Raw genomic sequence first — 23490 nt, 5'->3', positions numbered from 1 at the left:
GGGTGGGCATGTGACGTGGATCGCATCGAGGCCGCTCGACGGTCGCGCCATACTGGCGCCATGACGGCGTCGCGGCTCTCCACCTTCAGCCATGCGGGACTCACCTTCGACGTGATCGACGAGGGCCCGATCGACGGCCCGGTGGCAGTCCTGCTGCACGGCTTCCCGCAGCGCGCCTCCTCGTGGAACGGTGTCGCCGGACTGCTCCACGGCCAGGGCATCCGCACCGTCGCCCCCGACCAGCGTGGCTACTCGCCGCGGGCCCGCCCACGCGGCCGGTCGGCGTACCGGCTGGGCCACCTGGCCGCCGACGTCAACCAGCTGATCGACACCCTCGACGCCGGGCCGGTGCACCTGGTCGGCCACGACTGGGGCGCGGTCGTGGCCTGGGCCGTGGCCACGGACCCGGCCCGGGTGCGCTCGCTGACCGCGGTCTCGGTCGCGCACCCGACCGCGTTCCTGCGCTCGATGCTGGGCGCCCAGGCCGCGAAGAGCTGGTACATCGGTGCCTTCCAGCTGCCGCGCCTTCCGGAGAAGCTGCTCTCCGACCCGCGCCGGGCCGGACGGTTCCTCGGCGGCTCCGGGATGACCCGTGGGATGACCGAGACCTACCAGCGCGACATCGTCGACCACGGCGCCCTGCCCGGGGCGTTGAACTGGTACCGCGCCCTGCCGCTGACCGACCCGCGCGCGGCGACGGGCCGGATCAGCGTGCCCACGACGATGGTGTGGAGCGACCGGGACGTGGCGCTGGGTCGCAGGGGCATCGACCTCACCGAGGAGTACGTCGACGCGCCCTACTCACTGCACGTGCTCGGGGGCGTGTCGCACTGGATCCCCGACGAGGCTCCCGACGTGCTGGCCGAGATCGTGTGTGAGCGGATCGACTCGGTCGAGAATGGCGGCTCCTGAGCCGCGGGGCACTACCTTGGTCACATGACTGACCCTGAAATCGATGCTGTCCCGACCTTCGACGAACTCGGGCTCGATGAACGGGTGCTCAAGGCGCTCAAGAAGATCGGCTACGAGTCACCGTCCCCCATCCAGGCGGCCACGATCCCGCCGCTGCTCGAGGGGCGCCACGTCGTCGGCCTCGCGCAGACCGGGACCGGCAAGACCGCGGCCTTCGCGCTGCCGATCCTCTCCCAGCTCGACCTGAAGCAGAAGACCCCGCAGGCGCTGGTGCTCGCACCGACCCGCGAGCTGGCGCTGCAGGTCTCCGAGGCCTTCGGCCAGTACGCCGCCAACCTGAACGGCGTGCACGTGCTCCCTGTCTACGGCGGCCAGGGATACGGCGTCCAGCTCTCGGCCCTGCGCCGCGGAGTGCACATCGTGGTCGGCACCCCCGGCCGCATCATGGACCACCTCGAGAAGGGCACGCTCGACCTGTCCGAGCTGCGCTTCCTGGTGCTCGACGAGGCCGACGAGATGCTCAAGATGGGCTTCGCCGAAGACGTCGAGACGATCCTCAAGGACACCCCCGACACCAAGCAGGTGGCGCTGTTCTCGGCCACCATGCCGTCGCAGATCCGTCGGATCTCCAAGAAGTACCTCACCGACCCGGTCGAGGTGACGGTCAAGAACAAGACCACCACCGCGGCCAACATCACCCAGCGCTACATGACGGTGTCGTGGCCGCAGAAGGTCGACGCGCTCACCCGCATCCTCGAGATCGAGAACTTCGAGGCGATGATCATCTTCGCCCGGACGAAGTCGGCCACCGAGGAGCTGGCCGAGAAGCTGCGCGCCCGTGGCTTCTCCGCGATCGCGATCAACGGTGACGTCGCCCAGAACCAGCGCGAGCGCACGATCAACCAGCTCAAGGCCGGCAAGCTCGACATCTTGGTCGCCACCGACGTCGCCGCCCGTGGCCTCGACGTCGAGCGGATCAGCCACGTCGTCAACTTCGACATCCCGACCGACACGGAGTCCTACGTCCACCGCATCGGCCGCACCGGCCGCGCGGGACGCTCCGGCGACGCGATCTCGTTCATCACGCCGCGTGAGCGCTACCTGCTCAAGGCGATCGAGAAGGCCACCCGCCAGACGCTGACGCAGATGCAGATGCCGACGGTCGAGGACATCAACACCACGCGCCTCTCGCGCTTCGACGACTCGATCACCGAGGCCCTGGCCTCGGAGAACGTCGACTTCTTCCGCGATGTCGTCAACCACTACGTCAAGGAGCACGACGTCCCGGAGATCGACGTCGCTGCCGCCCTGGCCGCGGTGATGCACGCCAACACCCCGCTGCTGCTCGACCCGGAGCCCGTGCGCCCGGCCCGCGAGTTCAAGGAACGCCCCGAGCGCACCGAGCGTCCTGACCGCGGACCGCGCAAGGAGCGCTCGTTCAGCCGACGCAGTGACGTCCCGCTGTCGACGTACCGGATCTCGGTCGGCAAGCGGCACAAGGTCGAGCCGCGCCAGATCGTGGGCGCCCTGGCCAACGAGGGTGGCCTGCAGCGCAGCGACTTCGGCAAGATCGACATCCGCGCCGACCACTCCATCGTCGAGCTGCCCACCGACCTGCCCTCCTCCGCGTGGGACTCCCTGCGTGGCACCCGCATCTCGGGCAAGCTCATCGAGCTGAGCAGGGCCGAGGGTGAGGTCGCCGGCGGTCGCCCCAAGCGTTCCTACGACGACCGCGGTCCGAAGAAGTTCGACAAGAAGCCGCGCCACAAGCACCGCGACTGACCCTGCGGCGCGCTGCCCGGCTGGGTCAGCGCTTCAGGCCGAACATCCGGCTCGTGATCCTCTCCACCACGCCACGGGGCGCGAGCCGGCGCAGCGCGAAGACCGCCGGCGCCATGCTGCCGCGCGCGTAGAGAGACCTCGGCTCGTCCTCCTCGACCGCGGCGACGATCGTCTCGGCGACCGCCTCGGCGCTGATGCCCCTGGACTCCTTGGCGTCGAGCACGTCGATGACCGTGTCGCACTCCGCCCTGAAGGGCGAGTCGTCGGCGACGTACTTCGTGCGTCGCTGGCTGATGCCGGTGTTGATCGATCCGGGCTCCACGGTCGTCAGCCACACGCCGTGGGGCGACAGCTCCGGGCGGGCGGCCGTGGCGAACGCCCTGATCGCGGCCTTCGTCGCGGCGTACGACGACCGGTAGGGCAGCGGGAAGCTGGCGATCATCGACCCGACCATCACCACCCGGCCGTGGCCGCGCTCGCGCATGCCGGGAAGCACGAGCTGGGTGAGCTGGACCGGGCCCAGGACGTTGAGCTGGAACAGTCGGTCGAGCGCATCGAGGGGCAGCTCCTCGAAGGCGCCCGACTGGGACTCACCGGCGTTGTTGACCAGCACGTCGACCGTCCCGGCTGCTTGCGCGCAGGCCACGATCGACTCCCGCGACTCGAGGTCGAGGGCCAACCACTCGATGCCGTTGACCTCAGGCGCGGTTGCCGGATTGCGGCTGGTGCCGATGACCCGGAATCCCCTGTCCCGCAAGGCGGTTGCCGTCGCCTTCCCGATGCCGGAGGAGGCGCCGGTGACCAGGGCGGTGGGCGCCATCACAGGTCCCGAGCCAGCGCCAGGCCGGCCGCCCGGCCCGAGAAGATGCAGCCGCCGAGGAAGGTGCCCTCGAGGGCGTTGTGGCCGTGCACGCCGCCACCGCCGAAGCCGGCCACCTCGCCCGCGGCGTAGAGGCCGGCGATCGGCGAACCGTCGGCGCCGACCACCTGGGAGTCGAGGTTGGTCTGGATGCCGCCCAAGGTCTTGCGGGAGAGGATGTTGAGCCGCACCGCGATCAGCGGACCGTTGGCCGGATCGAGGATCTCGTGCGGCGGCGCGACCCGGATCAGCTTGTCGGTGCGAGAGTGGCGCGCGTTGCGGATCGCCATCAGCTGCATGTCCTTGGAGAAGGCGTTGCCGAGCTGGCGGTCGCGCTCGACGACCTGCTTCTCGAGGTGTGCGGCGTCGATCTCGGCGCCGTCGCGACCGAGCCGGTTCATCCCCGCGACGAGCTCCTCGATCGTGTCGGCGACGACGAAGTCCTCGCCGTGCTCCTTGAACTTCTCGACCGGACCCGGCGCACCCTTGGCCAGGCGCGACTGCAGCATGAACTTGAGGTCGCGCCGCGTGATGTCGGGGTTCTGCTCGGAGCCCGAGAGCGCGAACTCCTTCTCGATGATCTTCTGGGTCAGCACGAACCAGGAGTAGTCGTGGCCGGTGGCCAGGATCTCCTTCATCGTGCCGATCGAGTCGAAGCCCGGGAAGTTGGGCGAGGGCAGCCGGTTGCCGAGGGCGTCGAACCACAGCGACGACGGGCCGGGGATGATGCGGATCGCGTGGTCGGGCCAGATCGGGTCCCAGTTGTGGATGCCCTCGGTGTAGGCCCACATCCGGTCCTTGTTCACCAGCTGGGCGCCGGCCTGCTCCGAGATCGCCAGCATCCGGCCGTCGACGTGGGCGGGCACACCCGCGATCATGTGCTTGGGCGCCGGGCCGAGTCGATCGGTGGGCCAGTTCTTGCGCATCAGCTCGAAGTTGTGGCCGATGCCGCCGGAGGTCACCACGACCGCAGCCGCACGGTGCTCGAAGTCGCCAACCACCTCGCGCGACGACCTCACACCACGCTCGGCAGTGCTCGGCTCGAGCACCGAGCCGCGTACGCCGACCACCGCACCGTCCTCGGTGATGATCTCGTCCACCTGGTGCCGGAACGCGAACCGGACCAGGCCGTTGGCCTCGGCAGCCACGACGGGCTTCTCGAAGATCTCCACCACCGCCGGGCCGGTGCCCCACGACAGGTGGAAGCGCGGGACCGAGTTGCCGTGGCCGCTGGCCGAGCCGGAACCGCGCTCCGCCCAGCCGACGAACGGGAGGAACTTCAGGCCCAGCTCGCGCACGTAGTCGCGCTTGCCGGACGCCGCCCACGCGACGTACGCCTCCGCCCATCGGCGGCCCCACACGTCCTCGTCGTCCGGGCGGTCGAAGGCCGCCGACCCGAGCCAGTCCTGCATCGCCAGCTCGGGTGAGTCCTTGATGCCCATGCGTCGCTGCTCGGGCGAGTCGACGAAGAACAGCCCGCCCAGCGACCAGAACGCCTGGCCCCCGAGGTTGTGGCGGTTCTCCTGCTCGACGACGAGCACCTTCCTGCCGGCGCGGGTCAGCTCGTGGGTCGCGACCAGGCCGGCCAGCCCGGCGCCCACGACGATGACGTCGGGCGTGAAGTCGGTCGAGGCCGAGGGGACGGGGTCAACAGCTGCGGAGTCGCTCACGATGCCCGAATCTAGCCGATTCTCTACTGGCCGGTAGGCAACGGGGGCCGACGATCGCGGGACCTGCGCACGCATCTGGCCGACAAAGTCGTCCAACTGCATGTTCAATGGCCACGTGACCCTTCCCGTTCTGCTGGTCCTCGGTGCCGGACCCGGTGTCGGCGCAGCCGTGGCCAGCCGCTTCCACGACGACGGGTACCGCGTGGTGCTGGCCGCCCGGAACATCGTCCGCCTCGCGGCGCTGGCCGACGAGCTGCGGGGCGCCGGCGCCAAGATCGAGACCGTCCGGGTGGACCTCACCGACGAGGCCGGCGTACGCCGCGTGGTCGAGGAGGTCGGACGCAGCCACGGCCACATCGACGTGCTGCACTTCAACCCGAGCGCCTGGCGGCAGCAGGATCCTCTCGGGCTCGGGGTCGAGGAGCTGATCGGGGACCTCCGGCTCGGCGTGGCCCCGTTGCTTCCCGCGGTCCAGGCGGCCCGGCCCTGGATGCCGGCGGGGGCCAGGATCGTGACCACCGGGAGCGCCGCCGCCGACAAGCCGTGGCACGAAGCGGCCGCGCTCGGTGTGCAGAAGGCGGCGCTGCGCAACCTGGTCACCAGCCTCGACACCACGCTGGCCCCGGACGGGATCCGGGCGGTGAACGTGCAGGTGGACGGCGTGCTCTCTTCCACGGGCACCTTCACGCCGAAGAACGTGGCGGCCGCCATCCACTCCGCGGTTCGTCGGGAGGGCGCCTGGACGTCCTTGGTCCACTACCCGGCCTGACCGCACCGCTCGCGAGTCGCTGGGCAGGAGTGCCTCCTTCGTCCTACTGTGACCTGGGCCACGTGTGGGGAACACGTCAAGGAGTCACTGCATGAAGTGGAAGTCCACGGGCGGCCTTGCGCTGTCCGCATCGGTCCTGGCCCTGGTCGGCAGCCTGCTCACCGCCCCACCGGGCAGCGCGGCCGCTGCTCCGTCGTACGTCGCCCTCGGTGACTCGTACGCGTCCGGCACCGGCACCCGCAGCTACATCGCCGACGGCACCAGCTGCAAGCGGTCGACGTACGCCTATCCGTCGTTGATCGCGGCCGCCCGCGGCTACAGCCTGAACTTCCGGGCCTGCTCGGGGGCGCGGATCCCCGACGTCACCACCAACCAGCTGGGCGCGCTCTCGTCGACCACGCGCTACGTCACGATCTCGATCGGCGGCAACGACGCCGGGTTCGCCGACGTGCTCACCGAGTGTGCGATGCCCGGCTGGATGAGCGACTGCAACGGCGCCATCGACGGTGCGCAGGCCTACATCAACAACACGCTGCCGGGGAAGCTCTCGTCGCTCTACGCCTCGATCCGGAGCAGGGCTCCCTACGCGAAGGTGGTCGTGGTCGGCTATCCGCGCATCTTCATGGGCGAGGACTGCAACGCCTTCACCTGGTTCTCGCCGGCGGAGGAGACCCGGCTCAACGCCACCGCCGACCTGCTGAACAGCCGGACCTCCGCGCAGGCGTCGGCCAAGGGCTTCTCGTTCGCGAACCCGACGAGTCGGTTCATCGGGCATGCGGTGTGCGACGACCCGGAGTGGATCAACGGGCTCTCGGACCCATCGACGAGTCCTACCACCCCAACAAGGCAGGCCATGCCTCCGGCTACACGCCGACGGTGAGCCCGGTCCTGACCGGGAACTCGCTGACCGTCACCTCCGCGGTCAAGGCGCGGGCCCGAGCCGGTGCCGACGAGCAGGCCGCACTGCAGCGGGAGTACGCCGAGGCGGACGCCACGATCGAGCCCGAGTCGGTGGTCGCACCCGACCTGACCTCGCCCCGGGCGAAGGCGGCGGCCGAGCGGGCCGGGATCGACCTCGATCGGTGGATCGCCCGGCACTGACCCCCGCCCGGACATGGAGGGAGCCCCGCAGCCGACGACGGCTGCGGGGCTTCCTGTCCTGTCGGTTCAGGTGGGTCCTGTGGGTTCAGGTCACGCGGGGGTCAGAGGCGCCAGCAGCTCGAGAGCGCGGGCAGGCCGGCGAATCGCGCTTCCAGGAAGGCGAACGACTCGGGATAGCTGTGCAGGGCACCACCGATGTGGGTGGGTGCCATGTTGGTGGAGAAGCGCACCGTCGCGCCACGGTTGCACCAGCGCACCGCGGCGCCGCGCCCGACGGCGTAAGGGATCACGTCGTCGAGGAGGCTCTGGGTGACGAGCACCGGTGCGCTGGGCCTGCGGTTGCCGATCAGCTGCTCGCCGACGGCCGTGCGGAAGGGCTCCGCGGCCAGGTAGTCGGTCAGTGGTCGCCCGTCCTTGGTGAGCGTCCTGGACTGGGTGAAGCCGAACTCCCCGATGGAGGCGAAGAGGCACTGCCCGGCGAGGTCCTGCATCGCGTCGAGGCCCTTGGCGTTGAGGTAGGACGGCAGGTCGATGCCGTAGGTCTCGGCCAGCCCGCCCACGGCGTAGCCGAGGAAGCCGAAGTAGAGGGAGCCGTCGAGGTTGTCGGCAACAGCACCGAGGTCGGCGGGGATCGCGCCGGCGACGGTGCCCTTGACGTCGAGCTCCGGGGCGTAGGTCGCCTCGAGCTCGGCGGCCGAGGCCGCGGCGCCACCACCTTGCGAGTAGCCGGTGATGGCCACCGGGCCGCTGTCAGGAAGGTTGGCGGCAGGCAGTCGCTGGGCTGCCCGGATGCTGTCGAGCACAGCTCGGCCCTGCACCTCGCGACTCATGTAGGTGTGCACTCCCTCGGTGCCCAGGCCCTGGTAGTCGGTGACGACGACGCCGTAGCCACGCGCCACCAGGCCGGCGATGAAGGCGCCCTCGTACTCACTGCCCCCCGACAGCTGCCGCGAGGGGGCGCACTGGTCGCCGAGGCCCTGGGTGCCGACCGCATAGGCGACGAGCGGGCGCTGTCCCGGGCCGGACCAGGCGGAGCTGGGGGTGATCACGGTGCCGGTCACCGCGATCGGGGTGTTGTTCCGATCGGTGCTGCGGTACATGATCCGCTGGACCGAGGCGTCGACCTTGATCGCGTGCAGCGGGTCGAGGTAGAACGTGGACGGCTCCGAGCGGACCACGTCCCCGTTGCCCGCCGGCAGGGTGGACGGGGTGTCGTAGAACGAAGGGCTCTCGTCGGCGTTGGCCGTCGGAGCGGCCAGCTGCATCGGGGCGGCGATGGTGGCCGCCGCGATGGTGGCGGTGAGGAGTCTTCTCCAGTGCATGCTTCCTTCTCTCCGGCTACCGGGCACCCCCCACGAGTCCCTCCCGCTGCCCGGCAGCCGGGAATCACAATGACGCCTGCGGCCCGTGAGCGGAACTGGAGTTCCTGACACAACTCGCCTTTCCCGCACTGTGACGCGTCACAAGGCCGCTCGCCTCCTGGGCTCGCCTCCCTCGACGAACCGGCGGACCACCAACGCCGCGCGGATCAGTTGGCGACCCTCGGGGGCGTTCGGATCGAGGCCGGTGAGCTCCCGGACTCGTCGTAGGCGGTAGTCGAGGGTGTTGGGGTGCACGTGGAGCCTGCTGGCAGTCGGCGCGCGGCGGTGCGACTCCTCGACGTACGTCGTCAGGGTCTGCAGCAGCTCCCGGTTCTCCGAGATGGGTGCGAGCAGGTCGAGGAGGGCCGAGCGGGCGGGGCCGGGCCGGGTGACCTGGACCTCCAGGAGCATCGCCGACGGGTACCACCCGACCCGCAACGGTTATGCGAAGGGCATGGCGGCCGCCGTCCGGAGTGTCATCGGCTGACGGCCGGACGACGTGCGGGCCGGGGGAAAGCATGAGAGACTGAAGATGAACAGAAAGTGAACACGAGGTGTCTCATGCGCAGCAACAACCTGAACGGCCGCCCCACCATGACCTGGGTCGAGGTCAAGGACGCTGACGGCAGCACGCACCTGGAGGCTCGCTGGAGCGTCGTCAGCCAGACGCCCGCAGTCGCCCCGCACGCCGCCTGACGCAGTCTTCGTCTCCAGAGCCGGCCCGCCACCCAGTGGCGGGCCGGCTCTGCGCGGGGGGCAGGATGCCTCGCATGCGCGCCCACCTGCGGGATCTCTCCGAGAGACTCGGCCCCGGCACGCTGCGCGACATCCTGCTGGTGAACCTGGCCGTCGGCATCGTCGGTGTCTCCTACGGCGCGATAACGGTCGGTGAAGGGCTGCCGTTGTGGGCTCCCAACCTGATGTCGGTCGTCGTGCTCGGTGGTGCCAGCCAGTTCCTGTTCACCGGCATCGTCGCCTCCGGGGGCAGTCCCGTCGCCGCCGTGCTGGCCGGCCTGCTGGTCAATGCCCGACACCTGCCGTTCGGCTTCGCGCTGGCCGACAGCGTGCGCAACAGGCCCTTGCTGGGCTCCTACCTGATGATCGACGAAGTGGTTGCCTTCGCCCTGGTGGAGCGAGATGCCGAGCGACGCCGCCTGGTTTTCTTCACCTGCGGCACCTGCCTGTGGATCTTCTGGAACATCGGTTCCCTGATCGGCGGGTTGCTCGGCAACGCCATCGACAACACCGACGCCTTCGGCCTCGACACAGCGTTCCCCGCGGTGCTCATCGCCCTGGTCATGCCGGCGCTGCGCGATCGGCGTACCCGGGTCGTGGCGGTCGTCGGCGCCCTCGTCGCGGTCGGCGCCACCCCCTTCGTGCCGACCGGGGTCGCGGTGCTCCTCGCCCTCACGGCCCTGGTGCTGATGCCGGTGCTGCGCACGTCCGACGGCCCCGTCCCCGGGCGTCGGGACCTGCCGGGGGGTGGGGCGGGATGATCTCGACGCCGGTGCTGATCGGCTCCGCCGTCCTGCTCGGCCTGGGCACCTTCGCGTTCCGCGCGGCCGGGCCGCTCCTGCATGCGCGCGTGCAGGTCAGCCCTCCGGTGCAGGCGCTGATGTCCATGTCGGCGACTGTCCTCCTGGTCGCCCTGGCCGTCACCGCGGCCGTCTTCGACGGTTCCGCTCCGGGTGGATGGGCCCGTGTCGCCGGGGTCACCGTCGCCGTCCTCCTGGCCTGGCGTCGAGCCCCCTTCGTCCTGGTCGTGCTGCTCGCCGCCGGTACCACCGCGGCCCTGCGCCTGCTCGGCCTGCCCTGACCCGCGACCTGCGCAGCAAGAATCCACGGTTCGCGGGGGCGGGCTAGGGTCGGAAGCATGAGTGCCGACACAGCCACCTTCGATGTCCTTGACCCCGTCGACGGATCGGTGCTCGGCCAGGTGCCCGACGCCACGGCCGAGGAAGCGCTCGCCGCGCTGGACCGGGCGGTTGCCGCGCAGGCCGGGTGGGCCGCCACGCCACCACGCGAGCGCAGTGAGATCCTGCGCCGTGCCTTCGACCTGGTCACCGAGCGGGCCGACGACTTCGCCCGCACGATCAGCCTCGAGATGGGGAAGCCGACCGCCGAGGGCAAGGCCGAGGTGACCTACGGCGCGGAGTTCCTGCGCTGGTTCTCCGAGGAGGCGGTCCGGATCCGCGGCAGCTGGCTGGACGCCCCGGCCGGTGGGTCGAAGCTGTTGACGCTGAAGAAGCCGGTCGGCCCGTGCCTGTTCGTGACGCCGTGGAACTTCCCGCTGGCGATGGGCACCCGCAAGATCGGGCCTGCCCTGGCCGCAGGGTGCACGGTGATCATCAAGCCCGCCTCGGCGACCCCGCTGACCATGGTCAAGCTGGCCGAGGTCTTCGACGAGGCGGGTCTCCCGAAGGACGTGCTCCAGGTGGTCACCTCGACGTCCTCGAAGGAGATCACCGCAGCCCTGATGGGTGACGACCGGCTGCGCAAGATCTCCTTCACCGGGTCCACGGCCGTCGGCAAGGGACTGGTCGAGCAGTCGGCCGGGAACCTGCAGCGGGTCTCGATGGAGCTCGGCGGCAATGCGCCCTTCCTGGTCTTCGACGACGCGGACGTCGATGCCGCGATCGAGGGTGCGATGGTCGCCAAGATGCGCAACATGGGGGAGGCCTGCACCTCGGCCAACCGGTTCCTCGTGCAGCGCGGAGTGGCCGAGGAGTTCAGCACCAAGCTCGCCGAGCGGATGGGCGCCCTCACGGTGGGGCGCGGCCAGGACGACGGCGTCGACGTCGGCCCACTGATCGACGAGAAGGCTGTCGCCGGCGTCAAGGAGCTCGTCGACGAGGCGGTCGAGGCCGGCGCCACCAAGGTCGTCGGTGGAGAGGTCGACGGCAACTTCTTCCCGCCGACCGTGCTGACCGACGTCCCCGCCGAAGCCCGCATCAACCGCGAGGAGATCTTCGGTCCGGTGGCCCCGATCAGCGTCTTCGACAAGGAGGAGGAGGCGATCGCGATGGCCAACGACACCGAGTACGGCCTCTCGTCCTACGTCTACACCCGCGACCTCGACCGCACGCTGAGGGTCGTGGAGTCCCTCGACTTCGGCATGGTCGGCGTGAACACCGGGCTGGTCTCCAACCCGGCGGCCCCCTTCGGCGGGGTCAAGGCGAGTGGCTTCGGACGCGAGGGCGGCTTCGAGGGCATCGAGGAGTACCTCAACACCACCTACGTGGGGATCTCCCACAAGGATTGAGGTGCGTGGCAGGCTGGGGCCATGGCAGACAATCCGCAGGGCACACCCGGACCTCCCACCACCATCGTTCTCTTCGGGGCCACCGGCGACCTGGCGCGGCGCAAGCTGCTGCCGGGCATGCTGCACCTGTGGCGCTCCGGGCTGCTGCCCCACATGCAGGTCGTCGGCACGTCGCTCGACGAGCACACCCGCGACTCGTTCATCGACTTCGCCCGCACGTCGATCGAGGAGTTCAGCGACGACGAGCAGGACAAGGACGAGTTCGAGGAGTTCGCCAAGCGGCTCTTCTGGGCCAACGACGGCCTCGACAACCTCCTGGCCGGGGTCGCGGAGGCGGAGGCCGACTGCGAGGACCCGCAGGCGCGGCTGCACTACCTGTCCGTGCCGCCGAAGGCCGCGCTGGCCGTCGTACGCCGTCTCGACGAGGCCGAGCTCGTCGAGAACAGCCGCATCGTCATGGAGAAGCCGTTCGGCACCGACCTCGCGTCGGCGAGGTCGCTGAACGACTCGATCCACGAGGTGTTCGCCGAGGACCAGATCTTCCGCATCGACCACTTCCTCGGCAAGGAGCCGGCGCTCAACATCCTCGCCCTGCGCTTCGCCAACGGACTCTTCGAGCCGATCTGGCACCGCAACCACATCGACCACATCCAGATCGACATCCCCGAGACGCTCGGCGTCGAGGGGCGTGCCGGCTTCTACGAGGGCACCGGCGCCTACCGCGACATGGTGGTCACCCACCTCTTCCAGGTGCTGGCCTTCATCGCGATGGAGCCGCCGGTGACCCTCGACGCGATGTCGATCAGCGAGGAGAAGCACAAGGTCTTCCGCTCGATGCTGCCGCTCGATCCGCACGACGTCGTGCGCGGGCAGTACGACGGCTACCGCGAGGAGGAGGGGGTCGACCCGCGATCCGACACCGAGACCTTCATCGCGCTGAAGTGCTTCGTCGACAACTGGCGGTGGGCCGACGTGCCGTTCTACCTGCGCACCGGCAAGAAGCTCGCCCAGGGCCAGCGGATCATCTCGATCGCCTTCAAGGAGCCACCCAAGTCGATGTTCCCCGAGGGGTCCGGCATCGGGGACCACGGCCCCGACCACCTGACCTTCGACCTGGCCGACACCTCCAAGCTGTCCTTGTCCTTCTACGGCAAGCGACCGGGGCCCGGCTTCGCGCTCAACAAGCTCTCGATGCAGTTCACCATGGAGGACTCCGGGTGGGCAGGCTCGCTGCTCGAGGCCTACGAGCGGTTGATCCTCGAGGCGGTCAAGGGCAACCGCACGCTGTTCACCACGGCCGAGGGCGTCGAGCGCCTGTGGGAGATCTCCGAGCCGGTGCTGAAGAACATGCCGCCGGTGCGGGCCTACCCGCAGGGCTCCTGGGGGCCGAACCAGATCCACCAGCTGATCGCTCCCGCGTCCTGGCGCCTGCCCTTCGAGCGCAAGTGGCGCGACGGCTGAGTCCTCGCTGATGGAGCCCTACGCCGAGGTCGTCGAGTCCTACTCGACCTTCGCCCTCGAGGCGAAGGACTCGGCGTGCTTCGTCGAGTGGTCGCTGGGGGTGGCCGACGACCGGGAGGTCCAGGACCTGATCCGCACCCTGCCCCCGGTCAAGCAGCAGCCCAACCTGGTCTTCGCTGCCGCCCGCTGGCACGGGGCTCCCGCCCCCGGCCCGTACGCCGGCTTCCGCCGCACGCTGCTGGAGCTCTGGGATGCCGTCCGTGCCACGATCCTGGTCCGTTCGACGCAGACCAACGAGGTCGGACGACTGGCCACCCTGCTGCCGGCGTTCGCCGGGATCGACGGGTTCAGCAAGCCGTTGGCGCTGATCGAGGTGGGCGCCTCTGCCGGGCTGAACCTGTTCCCCGACCGCTTCCGCTTCACGTGGGCGAGGCCCGACGGAACCACGCACCAGCTCGGTGACGGACCGGAGCTGGCCTGCCGGTTGCGCGCCGATGCGCCGTTGCCGGAGCGGCTGCCCCAGGTGGTGGCTCGGGCCGGCATCGACCTCAACCCGCTCGACGTCTCGGACCCAGATGCGATGGCCTGGTTGACGAACCTCGTCTTTCCCGAGCAGGAAGAACGGCGTGCACGCCTTCGACGTGCGATCGCGATCGCGGCCGCCGAGCCACCCGACCTGGTGCGTGGAAACCTGCTCGAGGAGCTTCCGGCGATGCTCGACGCCATGCCGGCGGAGGCCACCGCAGTGGTGTTTCACTCCGCGGTGATCGCCTACCTCGAGGAGGGCGACCGCCGGCGGTTCGCCGCGATGATGGCCGACCTCGTGGCCACCGGTCGGTGCCGCTGGGTGAGCAACGAGGGAGGCAACGTGCTGCCCGAGATCACCTCGACCGGGCCCTCACCCACGGAGCCCTGCTTCGTGCTCGGGATCGACGGCCGGTCGGTGGCATTCACCCACGGGCACGGCGCCTGGCTCGACTGGCACTGACCTGGATCACCCGGGTCAAGCGCCACGGTGCCATTCCTCGCTGCTGCGCCCCAAGTGGGCCAGCAACCGTTCGGCCGGATCGCCGCCGGCGACGGGCACTGCGGCGGCGAACCGCACACCCCGGTCCGCCGGGAGACCGCCGACTCGGCCACGGCGAGCAGGTCGCCGGCCAGCCCCGGGGGGAGTGGAGACCCGAGGCCGGTGGCCTGTCCGACGTCCCAGCCGTGGGCCGCGATCTCGAGCGCGCCCACGCGCAACAACAGTCCACTGTCGAGCCGGAGGGCTCCCAGTCGTGCGGTGACCGCCGCCGGCGAGGTCCATGCCCCGAGCAGCGTGCACGCCTTCTCCTTGAGTACGCCGACCGTGGTCGCCGCGGCGGGGGCCGGGTCGACGTGGACGTGGCCACGGCTGGCCTCGGTGAACGCGTCGAGGCCGTCGGACATGTGGGCCAACAGGTCGGTCAGGTCCCAGGCGGCACAGGGTGTCGGGAGGTGCAGGGCGTCGTGGGAAACCCCGGCAAGGGCCCCGCGGGTGTAGCCGATGGCGCGCTCGAGCAGCTCCACCGGATCGGTGGCGGTGGGCACGGTGATCAACCGGCCGTCGCGAACCGCTCCGGGAGGTCGGCCTCGGTGAGGACTGCCGGCAGTCCGAAGCGGGTGAACATGTCCACGTCGAAGAAGGCGGCGACCCGGGCCACCCGGTTCCCCTCGAGCTGCAGCACCTGCAGGTGGAACGGGGTGAAGGTGCCGTCGGGCTGGCGCATGTAGAGGCCGTACGCCGGCTGGCCGTTGGCCGTCGTCGAGACCATCGGCATGTCGTGGGTGCCTCCGGGGCACTGCGTGGCGATCAGCTCGCCGATGTTCTCGTTGCCGACGTACCAACCGGTGAAGGGCGGCATCTCCCAGATCGCGTCGCGCTTGAGCATGCTCACGATCGCCTCGATGTCCTTGCGCCAGAACGCGTCGACGTAGGCGTCGAGCATCGCCTGCTGCTCGGGCGCGACGCTGGCCCGGGCGTCGTCGGCGGAGAGGTGGGCGTCGGCCATCTGGGCGTGGGCGCGCTGGAGCGCGGAGTTCACCGCGGCCGGCGAGGTGTCCAGGGCCTCGGCCACCTCCTTGGCCGACCAGCGCAGCACGTCGCGCAGGATCAGCACGGCCCGCTGGCGAGCGGGGAGGTGCTGCAGCGCCGCGATGAAGGCCAGTCGGATCGTGTCGCGCTCGGTCACCACGACCGCGGCGTCGGGCACCGGCTCCAGCCAGGGGATCTCCTGGTCCTCGATGAGCTCGTCGCCCGCCTTGGCGTCACCGCTGCCGAGACCGGTGGGCAACGGCCGGCGCGAGCGGCCCTCGAGGTTGGTCAGGCACACGTTCGTGGCGATCCGGTAGAGCCACGTGCGCACCGACGAACGACCCTCGAACTGGTGGTAGGCCTTCCAGGCGCGCAGGTAGGTCTCCTGGACCAGGTCCTCGGCCTCGTGCACCGAGCCGGTCATCCGGTAGCAGTGCGCAATCAGCTCGCGACGGTAGCCGTTGGCCACGTCCTGGAAGTCGGTCTCGTTCTCGGCTGTGGTGGTCACGCCTGCCTCCATGGAATCAGTTTGCCTGACAGGGAGACCGGCGTACACAGGAAAAGTCATCGCACCCGCACCGATGACTTCAGGGAGTGGTCGCGGTCGAACCCTGCAGACAACCTCGATGAAGCGGAGAAACCCCATGGGACGCATGATCTTTCCGAACCTGCCGGTCAAGGACGTCGCGAGCACGCGGGACTTCTGGACCGGCCTCGGCTTCGACTTCAACGAGGGCTTCAGCAGCCCCGAGGCCGCGTGCCTGGTGATCAACGACCAGGCCAGCGTGATGCTGCTGGCCGCCGACTTCTTCCACGGCTTCCACGACACGACGCCGCACACAGGCACCGAGATGTTGCTCTGCCTCGGGGTCGAGAGCCGTGAGGAGGTGGACCGGCTGTGCGAGGCTGCGGGTGCCGCCGGCGCGACCGATGCCGATGCCCGGGTCGACCAGGGGCCGATGTACGGCGGCTCGTTCCGCGACCTCGACGGTCACATCTGGGAAGTCATGTGGATGGCGGCCAGCTGAAGCGCCCGCTCCGCGGCGGGGACGGCTAGCTCGCGGTCGGCGGGCACGAGACCGACGCGGGTACGCCGGTCCAGGAGGTCGTCGACGTCGACCGCGCCCTCGTGCGTGACGCCGAAGACCAGCTCGGCCAGGGTGACCGGCACCGTGTCGGCGATCGGCGCCAGCAGCTCGTCGTCGGCCAGGCCGGTGACGGTGCGGGCGTTCTGCAGCACGAGTGCCGCCTCGGTGCCGAAGCGTCGGACCAGGCGGGCCGGCTCCTCGAGGGCGGCGAGCCGGCCGCGGTCGGCGGCGCCGAGCAGGGGCAGCTCGCGGGTGCGGCAACGCCCGTCGGCCAGGCCGGTGGCATCCACGGCGTCCTCGGCCATCTGGCGATAGGTGGTCAGCTTGCCGCCGACGATCGTGATCACGCCGGTCTCCGACACGAGCACCGCGTGCTCGCGGGACAGGTCGGAGGTGCTGCCGTCACTGCGCAGCAGCGGCCGCAGCCCGGCGTACGCCCCGATCACGTCGGAGCGGTGCAGCGGGCGGTCGAACGCGGCGGCCACGACGTCGAGCAGGAAGCCGATCTCGGCCTCGGAGGGCTCGGGCACGTCGGGGATCTCGCCCTCGACCTCTTCGTCGGTGAGGCCGACGTAGAGGGTGCCGTCGGGCTGGGGCAGGACCAGCGCGAACCGGTTCGTGCTGCCGGGGATGGGGGCGGTCACGGCCGTGGTCAGGCCGGGAAGAGTGCTCGCCCGCAGCACCAGGTGCGTGCCACGGCTGGGCTTGAGGTCGACGTCGACGATGCTGGCGGCCCAGACTCCCGTGGCGTTGATGACCTTCTTCGCCCGGATGGTGGTCTCCGCGCCGGTGCGCTCGTCGCGCAGCACCGCGCCGCTGCCGGTCGCGCTGACCACCCGCGCGTGGTTGCGTACGTCGGCGCCGTGGGCGACCGCCGTACGCGCGATGCAGGTGACCAGCCGGGCGTCGTCCTCAAGCTGGCCGTCCCAGGACAGCAGTCCCCCACGGAGCCCGGCACGGCGCAGGGTCGGCGCCAGGGCCAGCGCCTCCGTGCGTGAGATGCGCCGTGGACGCGGCAGCGTCTCCCGACTGGTGTGCGCCCCCCGTCGGAGCATGTCGCCGGCCACGAACCCGGTTGCTGCGAGGGCCGCCTGCGTGTGCTTGACGCTCGACATCAGCGGCAGCAGCATCGGCATCGCGTGGGTCAGGTGGGGGGCGGTGCGCTCCATCAGGATGCCGCGCTCGACCGCGCTCTCGTGGGCCACGCCGAGCTGCAGCCTGGCGAGGTAGCGCAGGCCGCCGTGGACCAGCTTGGAGGACCAGCGGGACGTGCCGAAGGCGAGGTCGAACGCGTCGACGGCGACCACGCGCTGGCCGCGCGAGGCGGCGTCGAGGGCGACGCCGGCCCCGGTGATGCCCAGGCCGATGACGAGGACGTCGGTCTCCTCCGGGAGGCCCGCGGTGCCGGAGCGGATGCGGGCAGCGTCGGAGTCGAGGGGGTGGCTCGTGACTGCGGCAGTCATGGGGTGAGGCCTCCGGTGATCAGCTCGGCGAAGGTGGTGCTGAGGTCCTGCTCGGTGATCGCGCCGTCTGCCATGGTCTGCGCCGACAGGGCCAGGCCGTGCGCGGCCAGCACCAGGGTGCGGGCCAGCACGACCGGATCGCCGCCCCGGATGGTTCCGGCCTCCTGGCCGGCAATGATCTGGGGGAGCAGGAAGTCGAGGATCGCCTCCTGCGAGCGGCCCCGACGGTCGACCAGGTAGGGGAGCAGCAGCTCGGGGTCGAGCTCGATGATGCGGCGCAGCAAGGGGTTCTGCCGCAGTGCGCCGAGGGCAGCGATCATTCCGTCCGCGATCCGCCGCGGCGTCGGTACCTGGTCGGTCGAGCTCTGGACGGCGCCGAGCATGACGAGCCACTCCTGGGTCATCAGGTCGGCGAGCAGCGTGGCCATGTCGGGCCAGGCGCGATAGATCGTCATCCGGGAGACGCCGGCGCGTCGGGCCACGTCGGTCAGGGTGGTGCGCTTCCAGCCCACGTCGAGGATGCACTCGCGGGCTGCTTCGAGATACGCCTTGTGACGGATTGACGTCATGTGTAACACTGTAACACATGACCACAGAGATGCACCCGAACCGTTGGGGCGACCCGGCCCAGGCCGCGCCCCTTCCCGAGTCCACCCGCGGCCTGGTCGAGCTGGCCCTCGGTGTCCGTGACACCCCCGCGGTCGAGGAGGTCGCGCTGCCGGCCGTCGGCCTCCCCGACGAGGTGCTGGCCGAGCTGCGCCGGCTCCTCGGTGACGACCACGTGCTGACCGACGACGAGCACCGCCGTCTCCGCACCCGTGGCAAGTCCACGCCGGACCTCCTCAAGGCGCGCTCCGGCGACCTGGCCGACGCCCCTGACGCGGTGGTCCGACCGGGCTCCCACGACGACGTCGTCGCCCTGATCGACCTCGCTGTGCGGCACCACGTCGCGCTGGTCCCGTTCGGTGGGGGCACCTCGGTGACCGGCGGCCTCGTTGCCCGTCGTGAGGGGTACGCCGGTGTGCTCTCGGTCGACCTGGGCCGGATGAAGGCGGTGCGCGAGGTCGACAAGGTCTCCATGACCGTCGTCCTCGAGCCCGGTCTGCGCGGGCCCGAGGCGGAGGCGCTGCTCGCCGCAGAGGGCCTGATGCTCGGCCACTACCCCCAGTCCTTCGAGTTCGCAACCATCGGCGGCTTCGCCGCGACCCGCTCCAGCGGCCAGTCCAGCGCCGGCTACGGACGCTTCGACGCCATGGTGATGGGCCTGACCCTGGCCACCCCGCAGGGCACGCTCGAGGTGGGCACCTCACCGGCCAACGCAGCGGGTCCCGACCTGCGCCAGCTCGCGCTCGGCTCGGAGGGTGCCTTCGGCATCATCACCGCCGTGCGGGTGCGGGTGAAGAAGCTCCCCGAGACCAAGGCCTACGAGGCCTGGCAGTTTCCGTCCTTCGACGCCGGTGCCGATGCGATGCGCCACCTGGCCCAGAACGGGCTCATGCCGACCGTGCTGCGCCTCTCCGACGAGGCGGAGACGATGCTCAACCTCGCCTCCCAGTCCGACGTGGGGGGTGACTCCAGCGGCGGGTGCCTGATGATCGTCGGCTTCGAGGACTCCATCAACCGTCGCGAGCCGATCACCGCAGCGCTCGAGGAGCTCGGCGGCACCTCGTTGGGCGAGGAACGCGGTGCGGCCTGGGCCGAGGGCCGCTTCCACGCGCCCTACCTGCGCGACTCGCTGCTCGACGTCGGCGTGCTCGTCGAGACCGTCGAGACCGCGACGTTCTGGTCGAACCGCGACGCTCTCTACGCAGCCGTCAAGGGCGCGCTGACCGAGGCCCTGGGCGAGAAGTCCTTGGTGCTGTGCCACATCTCCCACGTCTACGAGACCGGCTGCTCGCTCTACTTCACGGTCGCGGCACCCGCCGACGACGCTCCGCTGGAGCAGTGGGCCGCGGCCAAGGCGAGGGCCAGCCAGGCGATGATCGACGCCGGTGCCACGATCACCCACCACCACGCGGTCGGCACCGACCACAAGCAGTGGTTGGCGCAGGAGGTCGGCGAGGTCGGCGTGCGCATCCTGCGCGCGGTCAAGGCCGAGCTCGACCCGACCTCGATCCTGAACCCAGGGGTGCTGATCCCGTGAGGGCCTTCACGTTCCTGGTCAACCCCATCTCCGGTGGTGGCGCGGCCCCCGCGGCCGTCGTGCCGGTCGCACGGATCCTGCGCGAGGCCGGCGCCGAGGTCGAGGTGACCTACTCGCCGGGGCCGCGGGCAACCGTGGACCTCGTCGCGACCGCGGTCGCCCGCGGTGACGTGGTGGTCTCGGTCGGGGGTGACGGCATGCTCTCCTCGATCGCCGGCGAGGTGGCCGCGGCCGGGGGCGTGCTCGGCATCGTCCCTGCCGGGCGCGGCAACGACTTCGCCCGGATGCTCGGCCTGCCCGACGACCCCGCCTCCGTGGCACGGATCCTCCTCGACGCGGAGCCGACGCCGACCGACCTGATCCGGGCGACGCTCGCCGACGGCTCGGCCCGGGTGGTGGCCGGATCGGTCTACGCCGGCGTCGACGCGAGCACTGCCGAGCTGGTGAACCGGGTCCGGTGGCTGCCGAAGAAGCTCCAGTACCCCGCTTCCGCCGTACGCTCCCTGGCGACCTTCAGGCCGAGCTCCTACACGGTGCGGATCGACGGGCTGACCCGCACGTTCACGGCGGCCACGGTGGTCGTGGCCAACTCCGGCTACTACGGGTCCGGGATGCTGATCGCGCCTCCGGCGTCGGTCGACGACGGTGAGCTCGACATCGTCGTGATCGAGGCGGCCGGCCGGTTCGACATGATCCGATCGTTCCCCAAGGTCTACGACGGCGGGCACGTCGAGCTCGACCCGGTGCACGTCTTCCGGGGGCGCTCCGTCACGTTCACGGCATCTCCCGACACCGCGATGGGCGGCGACGGAGAGCCGCTGGGCGTGCTCGGTGCCGCAGAGGTGACCCTCGAGGTGGTCCCCGGAGCGGTCTCCGTCCTCCGCTGACCCGCCCCGCCCCGCCGCGCCGCGAGAGCCGCGGGACTCAGAAGGGTCGGTGCTCCCGGTGCAGCTGGACCACGATGCGGTCCTTGTCGTCGGGCGCGGCCGGGTCGTACCAGAGCTGGGTCCTCTGGCCGTTCTCGATCGGGTCCTGCTGCGTGATCTGCAGCCGCTTGTCGATGCGGTGCGTGGCACCGGAGGCATCGGTGAACTCGAACCAGACCCGCGTGTTGACCATGGTGCTCTCGCCGAAAGCGCCGTACCCGCGGTCGACGACCGTCGCCATCGTGTGCGTTCCGTCGGCGATCAGCTGCTCCTCGCGGCTGGGACCGCCGGGCTTGGTGACCACGAGGGCCAGCCCAGCGACGACGAACAACAGGAAGCCCGCCGCCAACCCGACCAGGCTGAGCTGGACCGGGCCCGCATTCGTGCTCAGGACCTGCGGTGTGCCCCACTCCTGGGTGACGTTCCAGTCGTGCGTGATGCCCCAGACCCCCACCGCGACCAGGACCACCCCGATCAGCAGGAGTGCCCACGCGATGGGTCGGAAGGCGGCGTTCTGGTGCTGGCTCACGGGGTCATTGTGGCAAACGTCCAGAGCAGCATCTCCGTCGGCATGGTCGCGACGACGCGGGCCCCTTCGCCGCTCAGCCGTACGGCGTCGGAGGCCACGAGGGCAGCGTCGCCGCTGCCGGTGATGCCGGCTGCTCCGGAGGCCAGGAACAGGTGCGCGTGCGGCACCTCGGGCACCTCGACCGACTCGCCCGCGCGCAGCCGCGCCGCCCAGAGGGTGGCGGCGCCGGCGCCGATCCGTGCCGCGGAATCGGGGTGGCTCCCCGAGGCGAGCGGCGTCCACTCAGCCCCCGGCTCGACGGCCCCCGAGGAGTACGACGCGGCGCCGCCGGGCTGGTCCGGAAGCAGCCAGGTCTGGAGGAAGCGGGTCGGGCCCGAGGCGACGTCGACGGTCTCGGCATGCACCACGCCGGCGCCGGCCGACATGGCCTGGACCCGACCCGGCTCGACCACGCCGCCGTTGCCCTGCGAGTCCTGGTGCCGCAGGGACCCGCCGAGCACCCAGGTCACGATCTCGAGGTTGCTGTGCGGGTGGTCGGGATAGCCGCTGCCGGGCTGGACCAGCTCGTCGTTGTGGCAGACCAGCAGTCCGAAGCGCAGGTTGGCCGGGTCGTAGTGGGAGCCGAAGGAGAACGAGTGTCGTGTCTCCCGACCCTCGCCCGCGGTGACGAAGCGGTCGCCGGCCCGATGGATCTCCACGGGGTCCACTGTATTTGCCGGCGGAAACCTCTAGGTTCGACGGTGTGAGCATCGACCTCCCGCCCACCTTCCGCTTCGGTGCCAGCACGGCGGCGTACCAGATCGAGGGCGCGGTGACCGCGGGCGGACGTGGACCCAGCATCTGGGACACCTTCTGCGCCGAACCCGGCCGGATCGTCGACGGTTCGTCGGGGGAGCAGGCCTGCGACCACTACCACCGGTACGCCGAGGACGTCGCCCTCCTCAAGGGCCTCGGTGTCGACGGTTATCGGCTCTCGATCGCCTGGCCACGGATCCGCCCGACGGGTTCCGGTGCCGTCAATGCCGAGGGCGTCGCGTTCTACGACCGCGTCCTCGACGAGCTCCTCGAGGCCGGCATCGAGCCGATGGCCACGCTCTACCACTGGGACCTCCCGCAGGCCCTGGAGGACGCAGGCGGCTGGCTCGCCCGCGAGACCGCCGAGCGCTTCGGGGAGTACGCCGCGATCTGCGCCGAGCGCTTCGGTGACCGGGTGGCCCAGTGGGTCCCGGTCAACGAGCCCAACGTAGCCAGCCTGATGGGCTATGCCCTCGGCATCGATGCGCCGGGCAAGGCGCTGATGTTCGACGCACTCCCTGCGGCCCACCACCTGTTGCTGGCCCACGGACGGGGTGCCCAGGCACTCCGTGCGGGTGGTGCGAAACAGGTCGGCTGCGCCAACAACCACGCCCCGATGTGGACCGCGAGCGACTCCGACGGCGACCTGGCCGCGACCGGCCTCTTCGACGACCTGTGGAACAACCTCTTCGCCGACCCGATGCTCACCGGAGCCCATCCCGAGGACCTCGCCCCGTTCTTCGCCGACCAACCCGAAGACGACCTGGCGGTGATCAACCAGCCGCTCGACTTCTACGGCGTCAACTACTACAACCCGTACCTCGTGGCGGCTGCCGCCGAGGGCTCGGAGATGCCCTTCGACCACCGCGACATCGAGGGCTACCCGACGACCGACCTCAACTGGCCGGTGGTCCCCGACGGCCTCCGGGAGCAGCTGGTCACCCTGGACAGGCGCTACGACGACCTGCCGCCGGTCGTCATCACGGAGTCCGGCTGCTCCTACAACGTCGGTCCCGACGTGGACGGCGTGGTCGACGACCAACCACGCATCGACTACCTCGACTCCCACCTGCGGGCCGTGGCCGCCGCGATCGACGAGGGCGTCGACGTGCGTGGCTACTTCACGTGGTCGCTGATCGACAACTTCGAGTGGTCGGAGGGCTACACCCAGCGCTTCGGGCTGGTGCACGTCGACTACGAGACCCAGAAGCGCACGACGAAGAAGTCCTACGACTGGTTCGCGGCGGTGATCGCCGCGAACCGGAAGGCTCGACCGTGATCCGACCAGACAGCAGCGCACCGGGTCGGGAGTA

General features: G+C 70.5%; 24 protein-coding genes. 15 read left to right on the top strand and 9 right to left on the bottom strand.

Annotated features, from left to right (window positions below):
- Window positions 1-60 precede the first annotated feature (60 nt).
- Together ncot_RS18580 and ncot_RS18575 are read left to right on the top strand one after the other, a co-directional pair.
- Window positions 61-912 carry an alpha/beta fold hydrolase gene (locus tag ncot_RS18580; protein WP_168618939.1) on the top strand — a complete coding sequence of 284 codons (852 nt, stop codon included), beginning with the start codon at window positions 61-63 and terminating at the stop codon, window positions 910-912.
- Window positions 913-936: 24 nt separating this feature from the next.
- On the top strand, window positions 937-2694 hold the full coding sequence (locus ncot_RS18575; protein ID WP_168618938.1) for a DEAD/DEAH box helicase: 1758 nt from the start codon (window positions 937-939) through the stop codon (window positions 2692-2694).
- 25 nt (window positions 2695-2719) lie between these two features.
- Here ncot_RS18575 and ncot_RS18570 read toward each other — a convergent pair whose 3' ends face one another.
- Window positions 2720-3514 carry an SDR family NAD(P)-dependent oxidoreductase gene (locus ncot_RS18570; RefSeq protein WP_168618937.1) on the bottom strand — a complete coding sequence of 265 codons (795 nt, stop codon included), beginning with the start codon at window positions 3512-3514 and terminating at the stop codon, window positions 2720-2722.
- Window positions 3514-5223, bottom strand: a complete 1710-nt coding sequence (locus ncot_RS18565; RefSeq protein WP_240937978.1) for an FAD-binding dehydrogenase — start codon at window positions 5221-5223, stop codon at window positions 3514-3516. Before ncot_RS18565 ends, ncot_RS18570 begins: the two co-directional genes overlap by 1 nt.
- A gap of 115 nt (window positions 5224-5338) precedes the next feature.
- Between ncot_RS18565 and ncot_RS18560 the strand changes: the two genes are divergently transcribed.
- The 3 genes from ncot_RS18560 (at window position 5339) to ncot_RS19775 (ending at window position 7093) form a co-directional block, all read left to right on the top strand.
- On the top strand, window positions 5339-5992 hold the full coding sequence (locus ncot_RS18560) for an SDR family oxidoreductase (RefSeq protein ID WP_206065041.1): 654 nt from the start codon (window positions 5339-5341) through the stop codon (window positions 5990-5992).
- 91 nt (window positions 5993-6083) lie between these two features.
- Window positions 6084-6872, top strand: a complete 789-nt coding sequence (locus tag ncot_RS18555; RefSeq protein WP_240937977.1) for an SGNH/GDSL hydrolase family protein — start codon at window positions 6084-6086, stop codon at window positions 6870-6872.
- Window positions 6869-7093, top strand: coding sequence for a hypothetical protein (locus tag ncot_RS19775; RefSeq protein ID WP_240937976.1), 225 nt, complete (start codon window positions 6869-6871; stop codon window positions 7091-7093). The genes ncot_RS18555 and ncot_RS19775 overlap by 4 nt, the downstream gene beginning before the upstream one ends.
- A 101-nt stretch (window positions 7094-7194) precedes the next feature.
- Here the strand turns inward: ncot_RS19775 and ncot_RS18550 are convergent, their stop codons facing one another.
- Both ncot_RS18550 and ncot_RS18545 read right to left on the bottom strand, forming a co-directional pair.
- A complete protein-coding gene (locus tag ncot_RS18550) occupies window positions 7195-8415 on the bottom strand; it encodes a lipase family protein (RefSeq protein WP_168618935.1) in 1221 nt (406 codons plus the stop codon).
- A gap of 138 nt (window positions 8416-8553) precedes the next feature.
- Window positions 8554-8865, bottom strand: a complete 312-nt coding sequence (locus ncot_RS18545) for a helix-turn-helix domain-containing protein (RefSeq protein WP_168618934.1) — start codon at window positions 8863-8865, stop codon at window positions 8554-8556.
- A gap of 150 nt (window positions 8866-9015) precedes the next feature.
- On the opposite strand from ncot_RS18545, the gene ncot_RS19850 reads away from it, so the two are divergent.
- From ncot_RS19850 to ncot_RS18520, 6 genes are all read left to right on the top strand, one after another.
- Window positions 9016-9150: a hypothetical protein gene (locus ncot_RS19850; protein ID WP_277345768.1), complete on the top strand. Its 135-nt coding sequence runs from the start codon at window positions 9016-9018 to the stop codon at window positions 9148-9150.
- Between the two features lie 74 nt (window positions 9151-9224).
- Complete coding sequence (locus tag ncot_RS18540; RefSeq protein WP_168618933.1) at window positions 9225-9950, top strand: AzlC family ABC transporter permease; 726 nt, start codon at window positions 9225-9227, stop codon at window positions 9948-9950.
- On the top strand, window positions 9947-10270 hold the full coding sequence (locus ncot_RS18535; RefSeq protein ID WP_168618932.1) for an AzlD domain-containing protein: 324 nt from the start codon (window positions 9947-9949) through the stop codon (window positions 10268-10270). Before ncot_RS18540 ends, ncot_RS18535 begins: the two co-directional genes overlap by 4 nt.
- Window positions 10271-10327: 57 nt before the next feature.
- Window positions 10328-11716, top strand: coding sequence for an NAD-dependent succinate-semialdehyde dehydrogenase (locus tag ncot_RS18530; RefSeq protein ID WP_168618931.1), 1389 nt, complete (start codon window positions 10328-10330; stop codon window positions 11714-11716).
- A 21-nt stretch (window positions 11717-11737) separates the two neighbouring features.
- On the top strand, window positions 11738-13177 hold the full coding sequence (gene zwf / locus ncot_RS18525; RefSeq protein WP_168618930.1) for a glucose-6-phosphate dehydrogenase: 1440 nt from the start codon (window positions 11738-11740) through the stop codon (window positions 13175-13177).
- Between the two features lie 10 nt (window positions 13178-13187).
- On the top strand, window positions 13188-14165 hold the full coding sequence (locus ncot_RS18520) for a DUF2332 domain-containing protein (protein ID WP_168618929.1): 978 nt from the start codon (window positions 13188-13190) through the stop codon (window positions 14163-14165).
- 589 nt (window positions 14166-14754) lie between these two features.
- On the opposite strand, the gene ncot_RS18515 is transcribed toward ncot_RS18520, so the two are convergent.
- Window positions 14755-15753 carry a sigma-70 family RNA polymerase sigma factor gene (locus ncot_RS18515; RefSeq protein ID WP_168618928.1) on the bottom strand — a complete coding sequence of 333 codons (999 nt, stop codon included), beginning with the start codon at window positions 15751-15753 and terminating at the stop codon, window positions 14755-14757.
- A gap of 133 nt (window positions 15754-15886) precedes the next feature.
- On the opposite strand from ncot_RS18515, the gene ncot_RS18510 reads away from it, so the two are divergent.
- Window positions 15887-16261 (top strand): VOC family protein, encoded by a 375-nt coding sequence (locus ncot_RS18510; protein ID WP_206065040.1) that lies wholly within the window; start codon window positions 15887-15889, stop codon window positions 16259-16261.
- Here ncot_RS18510 and ncot_RS18505 read toward each other — a convergent pair.
- Both ncot_RS18505 and ncot_RS18500 read right to left on the bottom strand, forming a co-directional pair.
- Entirely contained in the window at window positions 16225-17784 is a 1560-nt protein-coding gene (locus ncot_RS18505) for a glycerol-3-phosphate dehydrogenase/oxidase (protein ID WP_168618926.1), read from the bottom strand. The two genes, ncot_RS18510 and ncot_RS18505, sit on opposite strands and share 37 nt — an antisense overlap.
- Window positions 17781-18353 carry a TetR/AcrR family transcriptional regulator gene (locus ncot_RS18500; RefSeq protein ID WP_168618925.1) on the bottom strand — a complete coding sequence of 191 codons (573 nt, stop codon included), beginning with the start codon at window positions 18351-18353 and terminating at the stop codon, window positions 17781-17783. Before ncot_RS18500 ends, ncot_RS18505 begins: the two co-directional genes overlap by 4 nt.
- Before the next feature lie 17 nt (window positions 18354-18370).
- Between ncot_RS18500 and ncot_RS18495 the strand changes: the two genes are divergently transcribed.
- Window positions 18371-19927, top strand: a complete 1557-nt coding sequence (locus ncot_RS18495; RefSeq protein WP_240937974.1) for an FAD-binding oxidoreductase — start codon at window positions 18371-18373, stop codon at window positions 19925-19927.
- Window positions 19924-20814: a diacylglycerol kinase family protein gene (locus ncot_RS18490; RefSeq protein WP_168618924.1), complete on the top strand. Its 891-nt coding sequence runs from the start codon at window positions 19924-19926 to the stop codon at window positions 20812-20814. The genes ncot_RS18495 and ncot_RS18490 overlap by 4 nt, the downstream gene beginning before the upstream one ends.
- Window positions 20815-20851: 37 nt before the next feature.
- Here the strand turns inward: ncot_RS18490 and ncot_RS18485 are convergent, their stop codons facing one another.
- Together ncot_RS18485 and ncot_RS18480 are read right to left on the bottom strand one after the other, a co-directional pair.
- The gene (locus ncot_RS18485) at window positions 20852-21382 is read right to left on the bottom strand and encodes a DUF3592 domain-containing protein (protein ID WP_168618923.1); all 531 of its coding nucleotides are present in this window, start codon (window positions 21380-21382) and stop codon (window positions 20852-20854) included.
- A complete protein-coding gene (locus ncot_RS18480) occupies window positions 21379-22080 on the bottom strand; it encodes a pirin family protein (protein ID WP_168618922.1) in 702 nt (233 codons plus the stop codon). The genes ncot_RS18485 and ncot_RS18480 overlap by 4 nt, the downstream gene beginning before the upstream one ends.
- A 44-nt stretch (window positions 22081-22124) precedes the next feature.
- On the opposite strand from ncot_RS18480, the gene ncot_RS18475 reads away from it, so the two are divergent.
- Entirely contained in the window at window positions 22125-23456 is a 1332-nt protein-coding gene (locus tag ncot_RS18475; RefSeq protein ID WP_168618921.1) for a GH1 family beta-glucosidase, read from the top strand.
- Window positions 23457-23490: the final 34 nt, after the last annotated feature.

It is taken from the genome of Nocardioides sp. JQ2195, from assembly GCF_012272695.1.
Taxonomy (GTDB): domain Bacteria; phylum Actinomycetota; class Actinomycetes; order Propionibacteriales; family Nocardioidaceae; genus Nocardioides.
Note: the sequence above shows the minus strand (reverse complement) of the source record. Positions and strands in the feature narration are given on the sequence as shown.

Bases quoted from the DNA above. Each gene is read 5' to 3' on its own strand.
- ncot_RS19850 (WP_277345768.1), top strand. From the start codon at position 9,016: ATGCGCAGCAACAACCTGAACGGCCGCCCCACCATGACCTGGGTCGAG.
- ncot_RS18545 (WP_168618934.1), bottom strand. From the start codon at position 8,865: ATGCTCCTGGAGGTCCAGGTCACCCGGCCCGGCCCCGCCCGCTCGGCC.
- ncot_RS18495 (WP_240937974.1), top strand. From the start codon at position 18,371: ATGACCACAGAGATGCACCCGAACCGTTGGGGCGACCCGGCCCAGGCC.
- zwf (WP_168618930.1), top strand. From the start codon at position 11,738: ATGGCAGACAATCCGCAGGGCACACCCGGACCTCCCACCACCATCGTT.
- ncot_RS18530 (WP_168618931.1), top strand. From the start codon at position 10,328: ATGAGTGCCGACACAGCCACCTTCGATGTCCTTGACCCCGTCGACGGA.
- ncot_RS18575 (WP_168618938.1), top strand. From the start codon at position 937: ATGACTGACCCTGAAATCGATGCTGTCCCGACCTTCGACGAACTCGGG.
- ncot_RS18550 (WP_168618935.1), bottom strand. From the start codon at position 8,415: ATGCACTGGAGAAGACTCCTCACCGCCACCATCGCGGCGGCCACCATC.
- ncot_RS18535 (WP_168618932.1), top strand. From the start codon at position 9,947: ATGATCTCGACGCCGGTGCTGATCGGCTCCGCCGTCCTGCTCGGCCTG.
- ncot_RS18520 (WP_168618929.1), top strand. From the start codon at position 13,188: ATGGAGCCCTACGCCGAGGTCGTCGAGTCCTACTCGACCTTCGCCCTC.
- ncot_RS18510 (WP_206065040.1), top strand. From the start codon at position 15,887: ATGATCTTTCCGAACCTGCCGGTCAAGGACGTCGCGAGCACGCGGGAC.
- ncot_RS18580 (WP_168618939.1), top strand. From the start codon at position 61: ATGACGGCGTCGCGGCTCTCCACCTTCAGCCATGCGGGACTCACCTTC.
- ncot_RS18540 (WP_168618933.1), top strand. From the start codon at position 9,225: ATGCGCGCCCACCTGCGGGATCTCTCCGAGAGACTCGGCCCCGGCACG.
- ncot_RS18505 (WP_168618926.1), bottom strand. From the start codon at position 17,784: ATGACTGCCGCAGTCACGAGCCACCCCCTCGACTCCGACGCTGCCCGC.
- ncot_RS18515 (WP_168618928.1), bottom strand. From the start codon at position 15,753: ATGGAGGCAGGCGTGACCACCACAGCCGAGAACGAGACCGACTTCCAG.
- ncot_RS18555 (WP_240937977.1), top strand. From the start codon at position 6,084: ATGAAGTGGAAGTCCACGGGCGGCCTTGCGCTGTCCGCATCGGTCCTG.
- ncot_RS18500 (WP_168618925.1), bottom strand. From the start codon at position 18,353: ATGACGTCAATCCGTCACAAGGCGTATCTCGAAGCAGCCCGCGAGTGC.
- ncot_RS18570 (WP_168618937.1), bottom strand. From the start codon at position 3,514: ATGGCGCCCACCGCCCTGGTCACCGGCGCCTCCTCCGGCATCGGGAAG.